Origin of the sequence: Massilia haematophila (assembly GCF_042647645.1) — a bacterium.
Classification (GTDB): Bacteria; Pseudomonadota; Gammaproteobacteria; order Burkholderiales; family Burkholderiaceae_D; genus Telluria; species Telluria haematophila.
The window spans coordinates 2,185,967-2,202,998 of record NZ_JBHRVV010000001.1 but is presented as its reverse complement, the minus strand read 5'-3'; the positions used below and the strand labels follow the sequence as shown (position 1 = coordinate 2,202,998).

Below are 17,032 nucleotides of genomic sequence, written 5' to 3'. Positions count from 1 at the left end.
GTTCCCCGGCGACGGCTGATCCCGCACAAACTGCCGGCAAGGCCGAGCCCTAAGCTGACTCCATTTCCTGATCCAGGCGAGTTGCATGGAAGAGATCGAGACCATGTCCGCGCATCGGCCCACGCGTCCGCCGCGCGTGAGCGTGCTGGTGCCGAGCTTCGAGCAGGCCGCCTTCCTGCCGCGCGCGCTCGGCAGCCTGCAGGCCCAGACGCTGGCCGACTGGGAAGCCATCGTCATCGACGACGGCAGCCAGGACGACACTCTGGAGGTGCTCGCGCCCTGGCTGGAAGACCCGCGCCTGCGCCTGGTCCGCAATGCGCAGAACGAGGGCCTGGGGCGCACCCTCAACCGCGGCCTGGACCTGGCGCGCGCCGACCTGGTCGCCTACCTGCCGGGCGACGACCTGTTCTACCGCGAGCACCTGGCGCGGCTGGCGCAACTGCTCGAGCGCGACAGCGGCGCGGTGCTGGCCTGGTCCGGCATGCGCCACCACTACAACCGCGCCAGCATGGCGCCGCTGCCCGGGCAATGGCTGCAGCTGGTGCAGTGCATGCACCGCCGCTGCCCGCTGCGCTGGACCGAGCGCGCCGAGCTCGAATCCGACGACCTGGAACGCCTGTTCTGGGCGCGCCTGCGCACGCGCGGACGCGCCGTCGGGGCCGGCGCCGTCACCTGCGAATGGGTCGACCATCCCGACCAGCGCCACAAGCTGATGCAGGAACCGGAGGGCGGCATCAATCCGTTCCGCCAGCGCTACCGCGTCGCCGGGCCGCTGCGTTTTTCCACCTCGACCGGCAACGCCGTCGACGAAGCGGCGCAGTTCGGCGCGGCCCGCGTCCAGCCCGTGGCGCTACCGGAAAAGGATGGCATGAAAATCCTGCTGGTCGGCGAACTGGCCTATAACGCCGACCGCGTGCTGGCGCTGGCCGAGCGCGGCCACGCGCTGTACGGCCTGTGGATGCGCCGGCCGCACTGTTACAACACGGTCGGGCCGCTGCCGTTCGGCGGCGTGGAAGACTTGCCGTATGCGGGCTGGCGCGAGGCGGTCGCGCGGCTGCGGCCGGACATCGTCTACGGCCTGCTGAACTGGCAGGCGGTGCCCTTCGTGCACGAGGTGATGCTGGCCACGCCCGGCATTCCCTTCGCCTGGCATTTCAAGGAAGGGCCCTTCATCTGCCTGGAGAAGGGCAGCTGGCCGCAGCTGGTCGACCTCTACCGCCGCGCCGACGGACGTCTGTTCAGCAGCCCGGAAATGCGCGACTGGTTCGATACCGCCGTGCCCGGGCTGTCGCTGACGCGGCCTGCGCACGTGCTCGACGGCGACCTGCCGCGCCGCGCCTGGTTCGACCGACAATTCGCGCCGCGCCTGTCCGCCGGCGGCGGCGCGCTGCACACCGTGGTGCCGGGGCGCCCGATCGGCCTGCACCCGCAGGCCGTGGCCGCGCTGGCGGCCCAGGACCTGCACCTGCACTTCTACGGCGACTATACCCAGGGCCAGTGGCGCGAATGGATCGCCAGGACGCAGGCGCTGGCGCCGCGCCACCTGCACCTGCATCCGAACGTCGGCCAGGAACGCTGGGTGGAGGAATTCTCGCGCTACGACGCCGGCTGGCTGCACGTGTTCGAGAGCGGGAACGGCGGCGAGCTGCGGCGCGCCAGCTGGGACGACCTGAACTATCCGGCGCGCCTGGCAACGCTGGCGGCGGCCGGCCTGCCGATGATCCAGCGCGACAACCCGGGCGCGATCGTCGCCACCCAGGCGCTCGCGCGCCGCCTCGACATCGGGCTGTTCTACCGCGACATCCCGGAACTGGCCGAGCGCCTGCGCGACCGCGCGCAGCTGGCCGCCATCCGCGAGCGGGTGCTGGCGGCGCGCGAAGAATTCTGTTTCGACAGCCACGTGCCGGCGCTGGTCGCGTTCTTTCGCAGGGTGATCGCGCGCCCGGGGGCGGGAAGCCGGACGCCGGGTTGATGCACCCGGGCCGCGTTCAACCGCCCGACGATTCCTGCATGCGTCCAAAAAAAGCGGCGCGAGCCTGTCCGCTCGCGCCGCCGCCGGCATCGCACCGCCACACACGGTGGCGCGCCAGTCTCAATAGGACATCGGCACCCGCAGCATCAGCGTCACGTCCGGCGTGTCGCGGGTCAGGCCGGCGCCGACCGCCACGCTCAGGGTCTTCTTGTCGGTCAGGCGGTAGGAGTAGCCGATCAGGAGGGTGCCGAGCTGGGTGCGCACCGAGCCCGGCACCGGAATGCCGCGCTGCTTGGTGCGGCCGACCGAGTTGTGGTCGTAGCCGACGCTGAACGAGGCCTTGTCGTTCAGCGCCAGGCCCATGCCGAAGTTGAAGCCGAACACCCCGCCCGGCGCCACTTCGCCGAGCGGCTCCTTCTCGCCGCCCAGCACGGTGCGCTCGACGTTGCTGCGCTTGAAGTTGTGCAGGTAGCTGACGCTGCCGAAGAACACGGCCGGGTCGGACGGGAACAGCCAGGTCAGGCTCGGCTGCAGCGAATAGAAGCCCGAGCCGGTCGGCAGATCCAGCGGCAGGCCGGTCCCGGTCACGTTCTCGCCGATGCAGCGGCGGGTGCAGTCGGTGACGACCTCGAACGGGTCCTTGCCGGTGCGCGACTTGAAGCGCAGGCCGCCGATGAAGAAGGGCTTGTCGACCCCGCCGTCGTTGAGCTGGTAGCGCGCCGCCAGCTCGATGTCGCCGAGGTCCTTGCCGCTGGTCTCGAAGGCGCGCTCGACCGCGGTGCCGGTGAACACTTCGCGGCTGACGGTGGCGTCGCTGCGGTAGACATAGGGCAGCTTGGCCTCGACCTCGAAGCGGTTAGTGAGGCCGCGGCGCAGGGTGACGCTGGCGGTGGCGGTGTTGCGCTTCACTTCGCGCACGTCGACCAGGCCGATCAGGAGCGCCGGGATCACGGTGTAGCCGACCAGGGCCACGCGGTTGCTCGACGAATAACCGTACTGGATGGCCGGCTCGAAGACGTACTTGCCGCGCGGCGTCAGCACCCCGGGCTGTTCGAAGATCGGCGCCACCTCCGGGGTGCGGTTCTCGGCGGGCGGGCGGCCGACGGCGGCTGTGTTGATGCCCGCGGCCGGCGCGCTGGCCGGTCCGCCCACCGGTGCGGCGGGCGCCGCCGGCTGCGGCGTGGCCGGACGCGCGGGTTGTTGTGCGACCTGCTGCGCGGCCGGCTGGGCCGCCGGCGCCGGCCGCTGCCCGTTCTGCTGCTGCTGCTGCTGTTGCGGCGGCGGCTGCTGGGCCGTACGCTGCTGTTGCTGTTGCTGTTGCTGTTGCTGTTGCTGTTGCTGTTGCTGTTGCTGCTGCTGTTGCTGTTGCTGCCCGGCGCCGCCGGTGCCGCGCAAGACGTCGAGGTTGGTTGACGGCAGCGGCAGCGCCAGGCCGGCCGCCAGCGGCGAGGCTGCCGCCGGGTTGGCCGGGCCCATGCCGGCGCCGCGCGTGGCGTCCAGCTGCCCGGCGTCGATCGCGGCGTCGATCGCGGTCCCGGCCAGGGCAGGCTGGGCCGGCTGTGCCGGGAGCGGCGGCACGGCGGCCTGGCGCGCGCTGCGCACGTCGCGCTCGAGTTCATCGATGCGCGCGCGCTGGGCTTCGAGCTGCTGGCGCATGGCCTTGACCTGTTCTACCAGCTCGTCGACGGATTGCGCCTGCGCCGGCATGGCGCTGAAGGCCGCGCCGACGGCGAGCGCGCCGACACACAGTGCCGGGAATTTGTGCATAAATCGCTCCATGTTCGATACGCCGTCAGCGGGGTGAGACGGCTGTTGACAAAGCATTATTCAATCCTTCGGCGAAATTGAGCGCACGTAACATTCCGGCGGTGTTGACGGTGGCGTTGAGCGTCGTCTGGCTGTTGATCAACTGGTCGTTGAGGGTGTTCTGGATGATGGTGCCGCCCAGCAGCGAAGCATTCGCGTCGCCGCGCAGGGCGCTGGCCACGCCGTTCTGGATCAGGCGCAGTTCGCCCAGCGCCTCGTTCGACACCAGGCCGTTGCCCTGGGCCAGCTTGCCGATGTCGCCCAGCTGCAGCTCGTTGCGCTCGACGACGTTGCCGTTGATGCTGACCATGCGCTCGATGCCGAGCGTGACCAGCAGGCCGTCGGCGACCAGGAAGCCGCCGCGCGCTTCGTCCAGCGTTTGGCCGTCGACGGCGTTGGCGGCGACGAACGGGGACGCCGCTGCTTGCACCGGATCGGCGGGCGGCGCGTCGTCCGCCAGCGCGGCGCCGGGCAGCGCCAGCAGCAGGGATAAGGCAAAGGGTAGCCGCATGATGGTCTCCTCAAAAATCGCCGGGACCGAATTTCGGCAGCGTGTAGGTGGTGTCGATGGCGCGGTTCACGCCCTCGCCGAGCGGCGCGCGCGGCGCGTTGCGCCAGTCGGCGGCCAGGTTGAATGCGGCCTGTTTCGGACCCTCGTGGATCACGAACAGGATGCGGTTGGCCCACATCTGCTCGAAGCGCGCGCGCGGAATGGCGCGCGTGCCGCGCGACGGGTCGCCCAGCAGGATGCGGCCGTCCTCGGCACCCTTGACGACCACGAAATGGTGGTAGCCATTGTCGGAAACGAGCACGATCGCGGGCAGCTTCGCTTCGATCAGCTTGTCCAGCGGGAGCTGGAAACCGTTGGCGGTGAAGCCCCGGCTTTTCAGGAAGCGCTGCATGTCGAGCAGCGAAAAGCCTTCGCGGCGGATCTTCTGCTGGTCGCCGCCGAGGAACATGTGCTGAAAGGCGTCCTGCTCGCTGGTCGGGACGCCGTAGTGGTGGGTCAGCAGCGTGGCCAGCGCGGCCGAGCCGCAGCTGAAGTCGTACTGCTGGCGCAGCGTGGCCTGGAAGCGCAGGTCCTTCATGCTCTTGACCGGCATCCCGACCCGCATCCCGCTCGGCAGGGCCATCTCGGCCGCGTCCGCGATCGACGGGACCGATCCACCCACGCCGCCCAGCAGCAGGGCCACGCTCGCGATGAAAGCAGGGCGCTTCATTGGAACTGCAGGTTGATGACGGTGGCGTTCTGGATCAGGACGTTGGCACCGCTGTTCTGGATCACGACGGGAATTCCCGACATGTTGGCAAACGAGCCGGCATCGATCGTGTTCGATCCGGTGTTGACGTTGACCGCGCTGTTGTTGGCGACGTCGCCGTTGAGCCTGGTGTCGTTGAGCACCGTGTCGGCCTTGCCGCGTTCGTGGTCGAGGCGTTCGAGGTCGACGGCGTGAACGGTCTCGCCACCGATGTTCGGCGTCTCCTTGATCTCGGTCGGCATGGCGGTGAATGCCTTGGCGTCTTCCAGTGCCGGCAGGCTGCCGAGTTCCCGTGCGTCGAGCAGGACCGGTTCGGCGGCGTGGGCCTGGCCTGCGACGACGGCTGCGAAGGCGAGGCCGCAGGCCTGGCGCATCCGCGCGCTTGCAAAAATCGTTTTCATCGTTTCTCCTGATCGGCTGTGGCCTGCCGCACCCTGGGGGCGGCAGGCCACGTTCCTTCTACTGCTGCTTACTTCGTTCTACCGCGCTGCATGTGTAGCGTGGCGATTACGGGCCAACCTGCATGTTCGACTGCACGTTGACGCTTTGCTGGATCAGGGACGAGAAGCCGTTGTTCTGGCTGATCACCATGATGCCGGCAGCCGACTGGCCGACGCTGGACATCGCGTTCGACATGTCGAAGGTGCCTGCCGAGACGGTGTTGGTGCCGCCGTTGCCGCCGGTTGCCGAGCCGCCCATGCCGCCGGTGCCGGTGCCCGCGGTGTTGGTGCCGCCCATGCCGCCTGCGCCGCCGGTGCCGGTGCCGCCGGTGCCGCCCGCGCCGCCGTTACCGGCGGTGGCGCTGCCCGAGGTCGACGAACCGCCGGTGGCCGAACCGGTCGTGGCCGTGCCGCCGGCCGCGCCCGAACCCGAGGTGTTCGAAGCCATGCCGGTGCTGCCGCCTGCGCCGCCGGCGCCGCCAGCCGCGCCCGAGCCGGCGGTCGAGCTGCCGCCCGAACCCGCGCCGCCGGTGCCGCCGGTCGCTGCGCCGCCTGCCGCGCCCGCGCCGCTGGTGGTCGAGGCCATCGCGCCCGAACCGGCGGTGCCGCCGCTGCCGCCGGCCGCGCCCGCGCCGCCCGCGCCGCCGGTGCCGGTGCCGGCCGTGGCGGTGTTGCCGCCGCCGGTCACGGTGCCGCCGGTGCTGCTCGACGAGCCGCCTTCGGCCGAGCCGCTGGCGCCGCCGGTGTTGTCCGGGGTGCCGGCGCCGCTGCCGCTCGAGGCCATGTTGCCGCCGCTGGAGCTGCCAGCGCCCGAGGAGTCGCCGCTGCTCGATGCGTCGCCGACGGTCACGCCGCCGCCCGATGCGCCGCTGCCGCCCATTGCGCCTTCGGCGCCGTTGCCGCCGCTGCCGCCGGTGGCTGCGCCGGCTTCGCCGCCCGCGCCACCCGTGCCTGCCATGGCCTGGCCGGCGTTGCCGCCATTGCCGCCTGCCACGTTACCGTTCGAGCCGCCTGCGCCGCCGAGGCCGCCGACGCCGCCCGCGGCGCCCGAGCCGCTCTCTGCGTTGCCGGTCGCGCCGCCTGCGCCGCCTGCGCCGCCGGTGGCGCCGCCAGCCATCGCGTCGGCATTGCCGGTGTTGCCGCTCATGGCGTTGCCGCCGGTCGAGCCCGACGCTGCCTGGCCGCCGGTGCCGGCCGCGCCCGCGCCGCCGTCGCCGTTGGCGTTGCCGCCCATGCCGTTCGCGCCGTTGCCGCCGGTTGCGCCTGCGGCGTTGGCGCCGCCGGTGTTGCTGGCGACGTTACCGATGTTGCTGATCGCGTTGCCGCTGACGCTGCCGTTCAGCGAGCTGGTGGCGGTCGCGCTCGAGGTGTTGAACGAATTGGCCATGCTCGAGGAAGCGGTGCCGCCATTGTTGGCCGCCGCCGCCGCCTGCTCGCTCGCCGTGGCGCTGCCGGAGCTGCGGTTCTGGCCCGAGTTGTCGCGCATCGACGAGTCATTGCCCTGGTTCGAATTGTCGGTGGTCGTCGTCGTCGTGTTGGTCGACGAATCGTTCCCCTGGTTCGAGTTGTCGCGCATCGACGCGTCGTTGCCCTGGTTCGAGTTGTCGGTCGTCGTCGTCGTGGTGACGGTCGAGCTGTCGGTGAAGGAAGCAGTGCCGCCGTCGTTGGCAGTCTGGCCGCTACCGCTCTGCGTGACGGTGGTCGAAGAGTCGGTGGTCGGGTCCGTCGTCTGGGCATGGGCGTTCAGGCCGAAGGCGAGCGACAGGGCGGTAACGAGCAAGGTCTTGTTCATGCAAATTCCCCTAGGGTGTGTGGTTGAGTTCCGACTGGCAGTCGTACCAGCTACCCCGGCTTATGCAAGACCAATGCCAGCATCGGATCAATTGTCCTCAAGTCATTGAATTCGCAGCACAAGTCCACTAGGAAATGACAGAATTGCGAATAGTCATTGTTGTCAGGAATTTAATGCAAGGTGGGTGTGCCGAATATGGGACAGTTGTGTGCCGTTTCGCGGAGCTCGCGGTGGACACTCCTGCGGCAAAGTGTTCACCCGCCATGCATATGACGCGTGACAGTTTGTGCCGACGCGGGGCTGGGATGAACTCCTACAGGCGCGTGCGCAGGCCGCCGTCGGCGCGGCGCGCGAAAGGCGAAGGAGCGGATGGGGAGGGGAGGAGCGAAAAGGCGCGGCCCGTCAGGGCCGCATGCCGTGCTTGGCGAGCAGGCGGTACATCGTGGTGCGCGAGACGCCGAGGTCGCGCGCGGCGCGGCTGACGTTCTGGCCGCTGCGGTCGAGGCAGGCGCGGATCGCCAGGCGCTCCGAGCTGCAGCGGGCGTCGTCGAGCACCGCCTCGATCGGCGGCGAAGGCATGGCCAGGTCGAGGTCGTCGGGTTCGATCCACTTGCCGTCCGCCATGACCATCGCGCGCCGCACGCGGTTGATCAGCTCGCGCACATTGCCTGGCCAGTTGTGGGCCGCGATCGCGGTGACCGCCTTGCTGCTGAAGCCCTTCAGGCGCGCCGGCCGGTCGGCCGCGTACAGGTGGAAGAAGTGCTCGGCCAGTTCGACCAGGTCCTCGCGCCGCTCGCGCAGCGGCGGCACCGTGACCGGCAGCACCGACAGCCGGTAATACAGGTCTTCGCGGAAGTCGCCCCTGGCCACGGCTTGCTGCAGGTTCACGTGGGAGGCGGAGATCACGCGCACGTCGACCGGAATGGCGCGCGTGGCGCCGAGACGGATGATGGTCTTGTCCTGCAGGAAGCGCAGCAGGTTGGCCTGCAGATCTTTCGGCAGGTCGCCGATCTCGTCGAGGAAGAGGGTGCCGCCGTTGGCCGACTCGATCAGGCCGACCTTGTCGCGCGCCGCGCCGGTAAAGGCGCCGCGCTCGTAGCCGAACAGCTCGGAATGGATCAGGTTGGGGGCGATCGCGCCGCAGTTGATCGGCACCAGCGGGCCGGTGGCGCGCAGCGACTGGCGGTGGATCGCCTGGGCGGTGAGTTCCTTGCCGCTGCCGCTCTCGCCCCAGATCAGCACCGGCGCATCGACCTTGGCCACCCGCTCGACCTGGCCGCGCAGGCGCTGCATGGTCTCGCAACTGCCGATCAGGGCCGAGGGCGTCGAGCCGGGACGCGGACGCGGCCGGCGCAGCAGTGCATGCCCGTGCACATGGCCCAGGGTATGGACCAGGCGCCGCATGTCGAGCGGCGTCGTGTGGTAGTCGCACAGGTAGTCGGCGACCAGGTCGCGGCAGGCCGGGAGCATCAGGCTCTCGGCGCGCAGCACGCCGACCCACTGGACCTGGCTGTGCTGGCGCAGGAAGCGGTCGACTTCAGGATGGGGGCGGGCGCCGATCACGTGCACCAGCAGGCCGACGAGATAGGCTTCCTGGCGCAGCGCCGAACGCGCTTCGTCGAGGCTGGCGACGACGCGGATCTCCCAGTCGGGCATGTCGGCGCGCAACATGGCGGCCGCGCCGGGGCTGTCGGGGGCAATGCAGAGTAGGCGCTTCGGGGTCATCCATTCTCCTGGCAGAACCGCAACGACCCGCAGGCGCGGGCGCTTGTCCCGCACCGCGCGGGCATTTCCGTGTAACCGGAGGTAAGCATACCGCATGGTGGGAGTTGTACGCCCGACAATTGAAATCGTCGTCTCATGTTACCAACTCGGCAATATCTCGCCCTTGACGGCGGCGCTCGCCTAGTGCAGGTCGAGCAGGTCGGCGCGCGGATAGCCCCACTGCGGAACCGGTGCCGGGCAGGGCGTGCCGGCCTCTGCCTGCTGCACGTAGGGCAGGCTCGAGAAATTTCGTTGGCCGCGCGGCGCATAGCGCACGTCGGTGGCGACACCGCCGCTCACCGACGGCGTGCGCGCGAAGTGCAGCCAGGCGTCGAAGCGGCAATCGGCCGCGCGCAGCGCCTGCAGGCGCGCCTTCGAGCCGCGCTCCTCCCAGGTCCAGGACAGTCCGCCCAGCGCCTGGCCGACGTATTCGCCGTGGATATTGAAGGGGCAGGCCGCCGCCGGCGTCACGCCCGGCGCCAGGCTCAGCACGCCGCGCCGCACCCGGTAAGCGTCGCCGCTGCCGGTCACGCTGATCACGGTCCAGCACAGGGGATTGGCGGGAAAGGCCGACAGCGCCGTGTCGAGGATGCGCGCGCCGGGGTCGAGCCGGGCCAGGTTCGCCGCCACCTGTTCGCGCGCCAGGCGCGCGCTGCCGGCCTGTACCAGCACGAAGCCGAGCACGAGCGCCACGCCGGAGACCAGGGCACTGCGTTCGCTCGCGCGCCGGGTCAGCCAGGCCGACAGCAGCCAGATCGCCGCCAGCGCGGCGAACGACCCCCACTGCAGGAAGCCGGCCAGGGTGAACAGGCCCGGCACCACCAGCAGCAGCGCCAGGAAGGTGCGCCGCAGCCAGGGCCGCGCCACGTGGGCCGCCAGCGGCGTGCCGAGCGCGACCCAGAACACCGGCTCGACGATGAACACGATGTCGCCGTAGAACCAGCGCGGATCGAAGGGGGCGAACGGATGGATGCCGTAGACGTTCATCGCGTCCATCCCGAAGTGCAGCAGCAGTCCGAGGCCGATGCTGGCGCCGACGCCGAGGCGCGCTTGCGGGCTGGTGCGCAGCAGGGCGCGCGCGGCCGGCCACAGCAGCCAGATCGCCGCCAGCAAGAGCAGCGCCTGAGGCAGGGCGTACAGCAGCGTGTGCGTGTGGCCGCGGTGATGCAGCAGGTAGCCGAGCGGCTCGGGCGCGAGCAGCGTGAGCACCAGGTCGAGGTCGGGAAAATTGCTGGCGATGGCCGCGCAGGTGAGCAGCAGGCGGCGGCGCGTGCCGGCGCGCCCGGCATCGGGCTCGCGCGGCAGCAGTCGGTGGGTCAGTTCGCCCAGCGCGAGGCCGGCAAGGGAGTGGGTCAGGTTATCCATCGAGCAATCTTATCATCCTGCACACAACGTTGCGGCTGCGGTACGGAAGCGCCTGTCGATACATGTTCGCATTGTAGTTGGAGCAAGTTTTCAAGTTAACAGGCACGTGCTCGCGTACAATCCGCCTTTGGATATTTGCCGTACGGAAACAAAGGAGAGCGCAGTGCGTACCAATCTGCCGGTCACCGGGATCGAATACCCGATGAAGGAAGGCCAATCGATCGTCTCGAAGACCGACACCAAGGGCCGGATCACTTACGTCAACCCGAGCTTCATCGAGGTCAGCGGGTTCAGCGAGGAAGAGCTGCTGGGCAAGCCCCATAACATCGTGCGCCATCCGGACATGCCGCCGGAAGCCTTCGCCGACATGTGGGGCACCCTGCAGGCCGGCCGCCCCTGGACCGCGATGGTCAAAAACCGCCGCAAGAACGGCGACTTCTACTGGGTGGTGGCGAACGTGGTGCCAGTCAAGGAGGGCGGCCAGGTGATCGGCTACATGTCGGTGCGCACGACGCCGACGCGCGAACAGGTCGAGGCCGCCGATGCGCTGTACCGCAAGTTCCGCGCCGGCCAGCAGGGACGGCTGGCGATCCGCGGCGGCCAGGCGGTCAAGACCGGCCTGGCCGGACGCCTGCGCGACCTGCGCCGGCTGCCGCTGGGCCGCCGGCTCGGCCTGGTCATGGGCGCGCAGGCCGCGCTGCTGGCGCTGCTGGCCGTGGCGGCGGACGGCGCGCCGTGGCGCCTGCTGGCGGGCCTGGGCGTGCTCGGCACCCTGGCCGCCTGGGCGCAACTGCAGCGCAGCATCGTGGCGCCGCTGCGCCATGCCACCGATACCGTCTACGCGCTGGCCGGCGGCGACCTGTCGCACTCGGTCGAGGTCGGCCGCGACGACGAGATCGGCCAGCTGCTGCTGGCGCTGCGCCAGATGAACATCAACTTGCGCGCCATCGTCGGCGACGTGCGCGGCAACGTCCACACCATCGAGCAGACGACGCGCGACATCGCAGCCGGCAACATCGACCTGGCCGGCCGCACCGAAGCCCAGGCCGCCAGCCTGGAGCAGACCGCGGCCAGCCTCGGCCAGATCGCGGCGGCGGCCACCCGCAACGCCGACAGCGCCCAGCGCGCCGACGGCCTGGTCGATGCCGCGGCCGACGTGGCCGGACGCGGCGGCGACGCCGTGGACCGTGTCGGCGGCACCATGGGCCAGATCAGCACCTCGGCCACGCGCATCGTCGACATCATCGGCCTGATCGACGGCATCGCCTTCCAGACCAACATCCTGGCCCTGAACGCCGCGGTCGAAGCCGCCCGTGCCGGCGAGCAGGGGCGCGGCTTTGCCGTCGTTGCCGGCGAAGTGCGCAGCCTGGCCCAGCGCTCGGCCGGCGCCGCCAAGGAAATCAAGGCCCTGATCGACGACTCGGTGCACAAGGTCGGCCAGGGCAACGCGCTGGTGGGCGAAGCCGGCCAGACCATGCGCGAGGTGGTTTCCTCGGTGCAGCAGGCCGCCACCATCATGCACGACATCACCCTGGCCAGCCGTGCCCAGGGCGGCGACATCGCCCAGGTGAACGCGGCGATGGCCGAACTCGACGCGATCACGCGCCAGAATGCGACGCTGGTGGAGCAATCGGCCAGCGCGTCGGCGAACGTGGCGGAAGAGGCGGCGCAGCTGGGACAGGCGCTGTCGGTGTTCAAGCTCGGCCGGAGATAGGACGCCTGCCTCCGCCGGATTTGATGCAAGTCAAGGATTTTGCCGACCTGCATCAATAGACTCCTGCCATCAAGCTGTGCCGCGCCGTGCGGTACGGCAGGCAGCAGGAGTCACTCAACATGCTTCACCAGGAAATCCCGTCGTCGTCCACCCGCATCGCGCCGCTGGTGGCCGCCAGGTCCGTCGAATTCGACCCCGAGCTGGTCCAGCGCCTCGGCAAGAACGGCCCGCGCTACACCTCCTATCCGACGGCGGACCGCTTCGCCGACACCTTCAGCTACCGCGACTACCTGCACGCCGTCGCCTCGGTCCGCACCCGCGGCGGCGCGCGACCGCTCTCGCTCTACCTGCACATTCCGTTCTGCGACACGGTCTGCTACTACTGCGCCTGCAACAAGATCGTCACCAAGAACCGCGACAAGGCCGCGACCTACCTCGGCTACCTGAAGCGCGAGATCACGATGCAGGCCGGACTGTTCGCCGGCATGAACGAAGTCGAACAGCTGCACTTCGGCGGCGGCACGCCGACCTACCTGAGCGACGAACAGATGGGCGAACTGATGGCCCACCTGCGCCGCAGCTTCCGCTTCGCCCCCGACGAAGCCGGCGAGTATTCGATCGAGGTCGATCCGCGCACCGTGTCCGCCGAGCGCGTGCACAGCCTGCGCGCCCAGGGTTTCAACCGCATCAGCCTGGGCGTGCAGGACTTCGACCCCGACGTGCAAAAGGCGGTCAACCGCGTCCAGCCCGAAGCGGAGACGCGCGCCATCATCGCGGCCGCGCGCGCGGCCGGCTTCCGCTCGGTCAGCATCGACCTGATCTACGGCCTGCCGAAACAAAGCCTGGAAAGCATGGCCGTCACCATCGGGAAGGTGATCGATGCCAGCCCGGACCGCATCTCGCTTTATCACTATGCCCACCTGCCGCACGTGTTCAAGCCGCAGCGGCGCATCCTCGACGCCGACATGCCCTCGTCGAACGAGAAGCTGGGCATGCTGGCCCTGTGCATCGAGCGCCTGACCGATGCCGGCTACGTCTACATCGGCATGGACCATTTCGCCAAGCCGGACGACGACCTGGCCGTGGCCCAGCGCCAGGGCCGGCTGCACCGCAACTTCCAGGGCTATTCGACCCATGCCGACGCCGATCTGATTTCCTGCGGGGTGTCGGCCATCAGCGCGGTCGGCGCCACCTACAGCCAGAACGCCAAGACCCTGGAGGCGTATTACGAGGCGCTCGACAACAACGAGCTGCCCGTGGTGCGCGGCATCGCGCTGGGCATGGACGACCTGCTGCGCCGCACCGTGATCCAGAAGCTGATGTGCCAGTTCGAGCTGTCGATGTCGGCCATCGAGCTGGCCTTCCCGATCGCCTTCGGCCAGTATTTCGCGGCCGAGATGGCGGTGCTGCGCCACCTCGAGCGCGACGGCCTGGTGACCATCGACGGCGACTGGATCTCGGTGACCATGCGCGGGCGCCTCCTGATCCGCAACGTCTGCATGGTGTTCGACCGCTACCTGGCGGTGCCGGGCACAGTGCCACGTTACTCGCGCACCGTCTGAGGCCATGAGCGCCAGCCTGTTCCCGGTGTTCGTGGTCGGCCTGCTCGGCAGCGTCCACTGCGCCGGCATGTGCGGCGGCATCGTCGGCGCGCTGTCGTTCGCGCCCCGGCGTCCGGGCGCGGGCGCCACAGTGATCGCTTTGCATCCGGTGGCCGCCGCGCCGGCCGCCGTCAACGTCGCCGCCTACAACCTCGGGCGCATCGCCAGCTACATGACGGCCGGCGCGCTTGCGGGTGGAATCGCCGAAGGCGCCAGCGCGCTGTCGGGCCTGCCCCTCTTGCAGGCCGGCGCCTACTGGCTCGCGAACGTGATGCTGGTCGCCATGGGCCTCTACCTGATGGGCGCCTGGTCCGGCATCGCCCACGTCGAGCGGGCAGGGCAGTGGTTGTGGCGCCGCGTGCAGCCGCACCTGAAACGCATCGGCCCGCCCGACACGCCGGGCCGCATGCTCGCGGCCGGCGCCCTCTGGGGCGGGCTGCCCTGCGCCATGGTGTACAGCGTACTCGTCACCGCGATGCTGAGCGGCTCGGCCGTCTCGGGCGCGCTGACCATGCTGGCGTTCGGACTCGGCACGCTGCCGATGATGCTGGCGCTCGGGCTGCTCGGTGCGCGCCTGCGCGGCTGGCTGGGCCTGCCGGCGGTACGCATCGCCTGCGGCGCGCTGGTGCTGGGCTTCGGCGCGCTGGGCCTGCTGCGCGCCGCGGGCGGCCTGCCGCCGAGCTGGCTGCACACGCTGTGCCTGACGACCGGGGTTTCCCCATGAGAGACGGCAGCTTGCCGGACAGCGCACCCGTCGTGGTGCAGGATGGCTGCTTTCACTGCGGCCTGCCGCTGCCACCCCTGCGTCACTGGCGCACGACCGTCGGCGGCGTCGAACGCGCCATGTGCTGCCCCGGCTGCGCCGCCGCCGCCCAGACCATCGTCGACGCCGGCTGCGGCGATTTTTACGAGACCCGCGACGGCTATGGCGCCACCGTCGAGAGCCTTGACGCGCCCGAGCTGGCGCTGTTCGACAATGCCGACAACACGGGCGAAGGCGGTTTCACGGTCGAAGGCATCCGCTGCGCCGCCTGCGTCTGGCTGATCGAACGCCGCATCCAGGCCGTGCCCGGCGTCCGGGAGGCGCTGCTGAACGTCAGCACCGAGCGCCTGCAGGTGCGCTGGGATCCGGCGCAGTGCAAGGTGAGCGACATCCTGCGCGCGCTGCGCGCGATCGGCTACACGGCCTATCCCTACGACGCGAAACGCCACGGCGAACAGCTGGAACGGGCGCGCCGCCGGCTGTTCCGCCAACTGTTCGTCGCCGGCCTGTCGATGATGCAGGTGATGATGTATGCGGTACCGGTCTACATGGCGAGCGACGGCACCATGGACGCCGACATGGCTGCGCTGATGGGCTGGGCGTCGCTGCTGCTGACGCTGCCGGCGGTCTGCTATTCGGCGCTGCCCTTCTTTCTTGGGGCCTGGCGCGACCTGCGCCGCGGCCTGCCGGGCATGGACGTGCCGGTGGCGCTGGGCATCGCCGCGGCCTTCGTGGGCAGCACCGCGGCCCTGGTCAAGGGCCGGGGCGAGGTCTATTTCGACTCGATCACGATGTTCGTCTTCCTGCTGCTGGCCAGCCGCTACCTGGAGCTGCTCGCCCGCCGGCGCGCGGCCGGTGCGCTCGAAGCCCTGCAGCAAGGCATGCCGGCGTCCAGCCTGCGCATGCCGGGCTATCCGGACAACCGGGCGACGGAACTGGTGGCGGCAGGCAGCCTGCAGCCGGGCGACGTGGTGCTGGTGGCGCCGGGCCAGGCGGCGCCGGCCGACGGCGTCATCGTCGAGGGCGAGACCGAAGCCGACCTGTCGCTGCTGAGCGGCGAAAGCCGTACCCGCCGCATGGGGCCGGGCGATGCGCTGCCGGGCGGCGCGGTGAACGTGGCGCAGGCGGTGGTGCTGCGCGTGGGCGCGGCGGCGCGCGACAGTACGCTGGCGCTGCTGGTGCGCCTGGTCGAGAAAGCCGGGCAGGGCAAGCCGGCGCTGGCGCTGTGGGCCGACCGCGTGGCCGCCTGGTCGGTCGCGGCCCTGCTGGTGCTGACCGTCATCGTGTTTGCAAGCTGGCAGATGATCGACCCGGCCCGCGCCTGGCCGGCGGCGATCGCGGTGCTGGTCGTGACCTGTCCCTGTGCGCTGTCGCTGGCCACGCCCACCGCGCTGGCGGCGGCCACCGATCGCCTGCTGCGCCGCGGCGTGCTGGCAGTCAGCCCGCACACGCTGGAAACCCTGGAACGCGCGACCCACGTCGTGTTCGACAAGACCGGCACCCTGACCCTGGGCCGGCCGGTGCTGCGCGCAACGCGTACCGTCGGCGGCGTCGACGCGGACCGGGCGCTGGCGCTCGCCGCCGCGCTGGAGGCGGGCAGCGCGCACCCGCTGGCGCTGGCGATCCGCGCCGCGGCGCCGGCGGGCACGCTGCAGGCGCATGGGATCGACTACACGGTCGGGCAGGGACTCGAAGGGGACATCGACGGCGTACGCTACCGCCTCGGCAGCGCTGCCTTCGTGGCCGCGTTGACGGCACGCGATTTGCCGCTGGTGGACGAGGGCGAGGGCAGCGCCGTCTGGCTCGGCACGGCCGGTGCCTGGCTGGCGCGCTTCGACATCGCCGACGGCCTGCGGCCCGAGGCGCTCGAGGTGGTGCGCCGCTTCGAGGCCGCCGGCAAGACCGTGGTCCTGCTGAGCGGCGATGACGCACGCACGGTGGAGGCGGTGGCCGGCCAGCTCGGCGTCAAGGTCGCCGCGGGCGGTCAGCTGCCCGAGCAGAAGCTGGACTTCGTGCGCCGTCTGCAGGGCGAGGGGGCGGTCGTGGCGATGGTCGGCGACGGCATCAACGACGCCGCGGTGCTGCGCGGCGCCGACGTCTCCTTCGCAATGGGCGGCGGCGCGGCCCTGGCCCAGCTGCATGCGGACGGCGTGCTGCTCGGCGACAGCCTGCTGCCGCTGGTCGACGCCGCCGCCACTGCGCGGCGCACCCTGCGCATCATCCGCCAGAACCTGGCCTGGGCCAGCGTCTACAACCTGGCCGCGATTCCGCTGGCGGCCACCGGGCTGCTCAATCCCTGGCTGTCCGGCATCGGCATGGCGGCCAGTTCGGCCATCGTCGTGCTCAATGCGCTCAGATTAAGGAAATAAGAATGGAAGCGCTGTATCTGCTGATTCCGCTCAGCCTGGTGCTGGTCGCCGTGGCGATCTGGATCTTCTTCGGGGCCGCCGACAGCGGCCAGTTCGACGACCTCGAAGGCCCGGCGCTGCGCGTCCTGCGCGACGACGACCGCGCCAGGCAATCGGATTGATTCTTTCTCGACAATTAGTTTCCTTG

13 protein-coding genes are annotated in these 17,032 nt (G+C 70.3%); 6 read left to right on the top strand and 7 right to left on the bottom strand.

All coding sequences use genetic code 11. The annotated features are described in order from the left end of the window. Positions 1 to 85 precede the first annotated feature (85 nt). On the top strand, positions 86 to 1,972 hold the full coding sequence (locus ACFOPH_RS09755; protein ID WP_379734982.1) for a glycosyltransferase: 1,887 nt from the start codon (positions 86 to 88) through the stop codon (positions 1,970 to 1,972). Positions 1,973 to 2,092: 120 nt separating this feature from the next. Here ACFOPH_RS09755 and ACFOPH_RS09750 read toward each other — a convergent pair whose 3' ends face one another. From ACFOPH_RS09750 to ACFOPH_RS09720, 7 genes are all read right to left on the bottom strand, one after another. Beyond that, positions 2,093 to 3,739, bottom strand: coding sequence for an acetate kinase (locus ACFOPH_RS09750; protein ID WP_379734980.1), 1,647 nt, complete (start codon positions 3,737 to 3,739; stop codon positions 2,093 to 2,095). A 25-nt stretch (positions 3,740 to 3,764) separates the two neighbouring features. Continuing rightward, positions 3,765 to 4,289, bottom strand: a complete 525-nt coding sequence (locus tag ACFOPH_RS09745; RefSeq protein ID WP_312554342.1) for a hypothetical protein — start codon at positions 4,287 to 4,289, stop codon at positions 3,765 to 3,767. Between the two features lie 10 nt (positions 4,290 to 4,299). Continuing rightward, positions 4,300 to 4,998, bottom strand: a complete 699-nt coding sequence (locus tag ACFOPH_RS09740) for a C39 family peptidase (RefSeq protein WP_312554339.1) — start codon at positions 4,996 to 4,998, stop codon at positions 4,300 to 4,302. Further along, positions 4,995 to 5,438 (bottom strand): hypothetical protein, encoded by a 444-nt coding sequence (locus ACFOPH_RS09735; RefSeq protein ID WP_312554336.1) that lies wholly within the window; start codon positions 5,436 to 5,438, stop codon positions 4,995 to 4,997. The genes ACFOPH_RS09740 and ACFOPH_RS09735 overlap by 4 nt, the downstream gene beginning before the upstream one ends. A 106-nt stretch (positions 5,439 to 5,544) precedes the next feature. Then, complete coding sequence (locus tag ACFOPH_RS09730; protein WP_379734977.1) at positions 5,545 to 7,269, bottom strand: hypothetical protein; 1,725 nt, start codon at positions 7,267 to 7,269, stop codon at positions 5,545 to 5,547. A gap of 402 nt (positions 7,270 to 7,671) precedes the next feature. Then, complete coding sequence (locus ACFOPH_RS09725; protein WP_312553837.1) at positions 7,672 to 8,994, bottom strand: sigma-54 dependent transcriptional regulator; 1,323 nt, start codon at positions 8,992 to 8,994, stop codon at positions 7,672 to 7,674. Between the two features lie 180 nt (positions 8,995 to 9,174). Beyond that, the gene (locus tag ACFOPH_RS09720; RefSeq protein WP_379734975.1) at positions 9,175 to 10,398 is read right to left on the bottom strand and encodes a metal-dependent hydrolase; all 1,224 of its coding nucleotides are present in this window, start codon (positions 10,396 to 10,398) and stop codon (positions 9,175 to 9,177) included. A gap of 163 nt (positions 10,399 to 10,561) precedes the next feature. On the opposite strand from ACFOPH_RS09720, the gene ACFOPH_RS09715 reads away from it, so the two are divergent. From ACFOPH_RS09715 to ccoS, 5 genes are all read left to right on the top strand, one after another. Then, positions 10,562 to 12,112, top strand: a complete 1,551-nt coding sequence (locus ACFOPH_RS09715) for a methyl-accepting chemotaxis protein (protein ID WP_379734973.1) — start codon at positions 10,562 to 10,564, stop codon at positions 12,110 to 12,112. 119 nt (positions 12,113 to 12,231) lie between these two features. Beyond that, positions 12,232 to 13,674: an oxygen-independent coproporphyrinogen III oxidase gene (gene hemN / locus ACFOPH_RS09710; RefSeq protein ID WP_379734971.1), complete on the top strand. Its 1,443-nt coding sequence runs from the start codon at positions 12,232 to 12,234 to the stop codon at positions 13,672 to 13,674. A gap of 4 nt (positions 13,675 to 13,678) precedes the next feature. Then, entirely contained in the window at positions 13,679 to 14,437 is a 759-nt protein-coding gene (locus tag ACFOPH_RS09705) for a sulfite exporter TauE/SafE family protein (RefSeq protein ID WP_312553845.1), read from the top strand. Continuing rightward, entirely contained in the window at positions 14,434 to 16,845 is a 2,412-nt protein-coding gene (locus tag ACFOPH_RS09700; protein WP_379734969.1) for a heavy metal translocating P-type ATPase, read from the top strand. Before ACFOPH_RS09705 ends, ACFOPH_RS09700 begins: the two co-directional genes overlap by 4 nt. A 2-nt stretch (positions 16,846 to 16,847) precedes the next feature. Continuing rightward, positions 16,848 to 17,006: a cbb3-type cytochrome oxidase assembly protein CcoS gene (gene ccoS / locus ACFOPH_RS09695; RefSeq protein WP_312550373.1), complete on the top strand. Its 159-nt coding sequence runs from the start codon at positions 16,848 to 16,850 to the stop codon at positions 17,004 to 17,006. Positions 17,007 to 17,032: the final 26 nt, after the last annotated feature.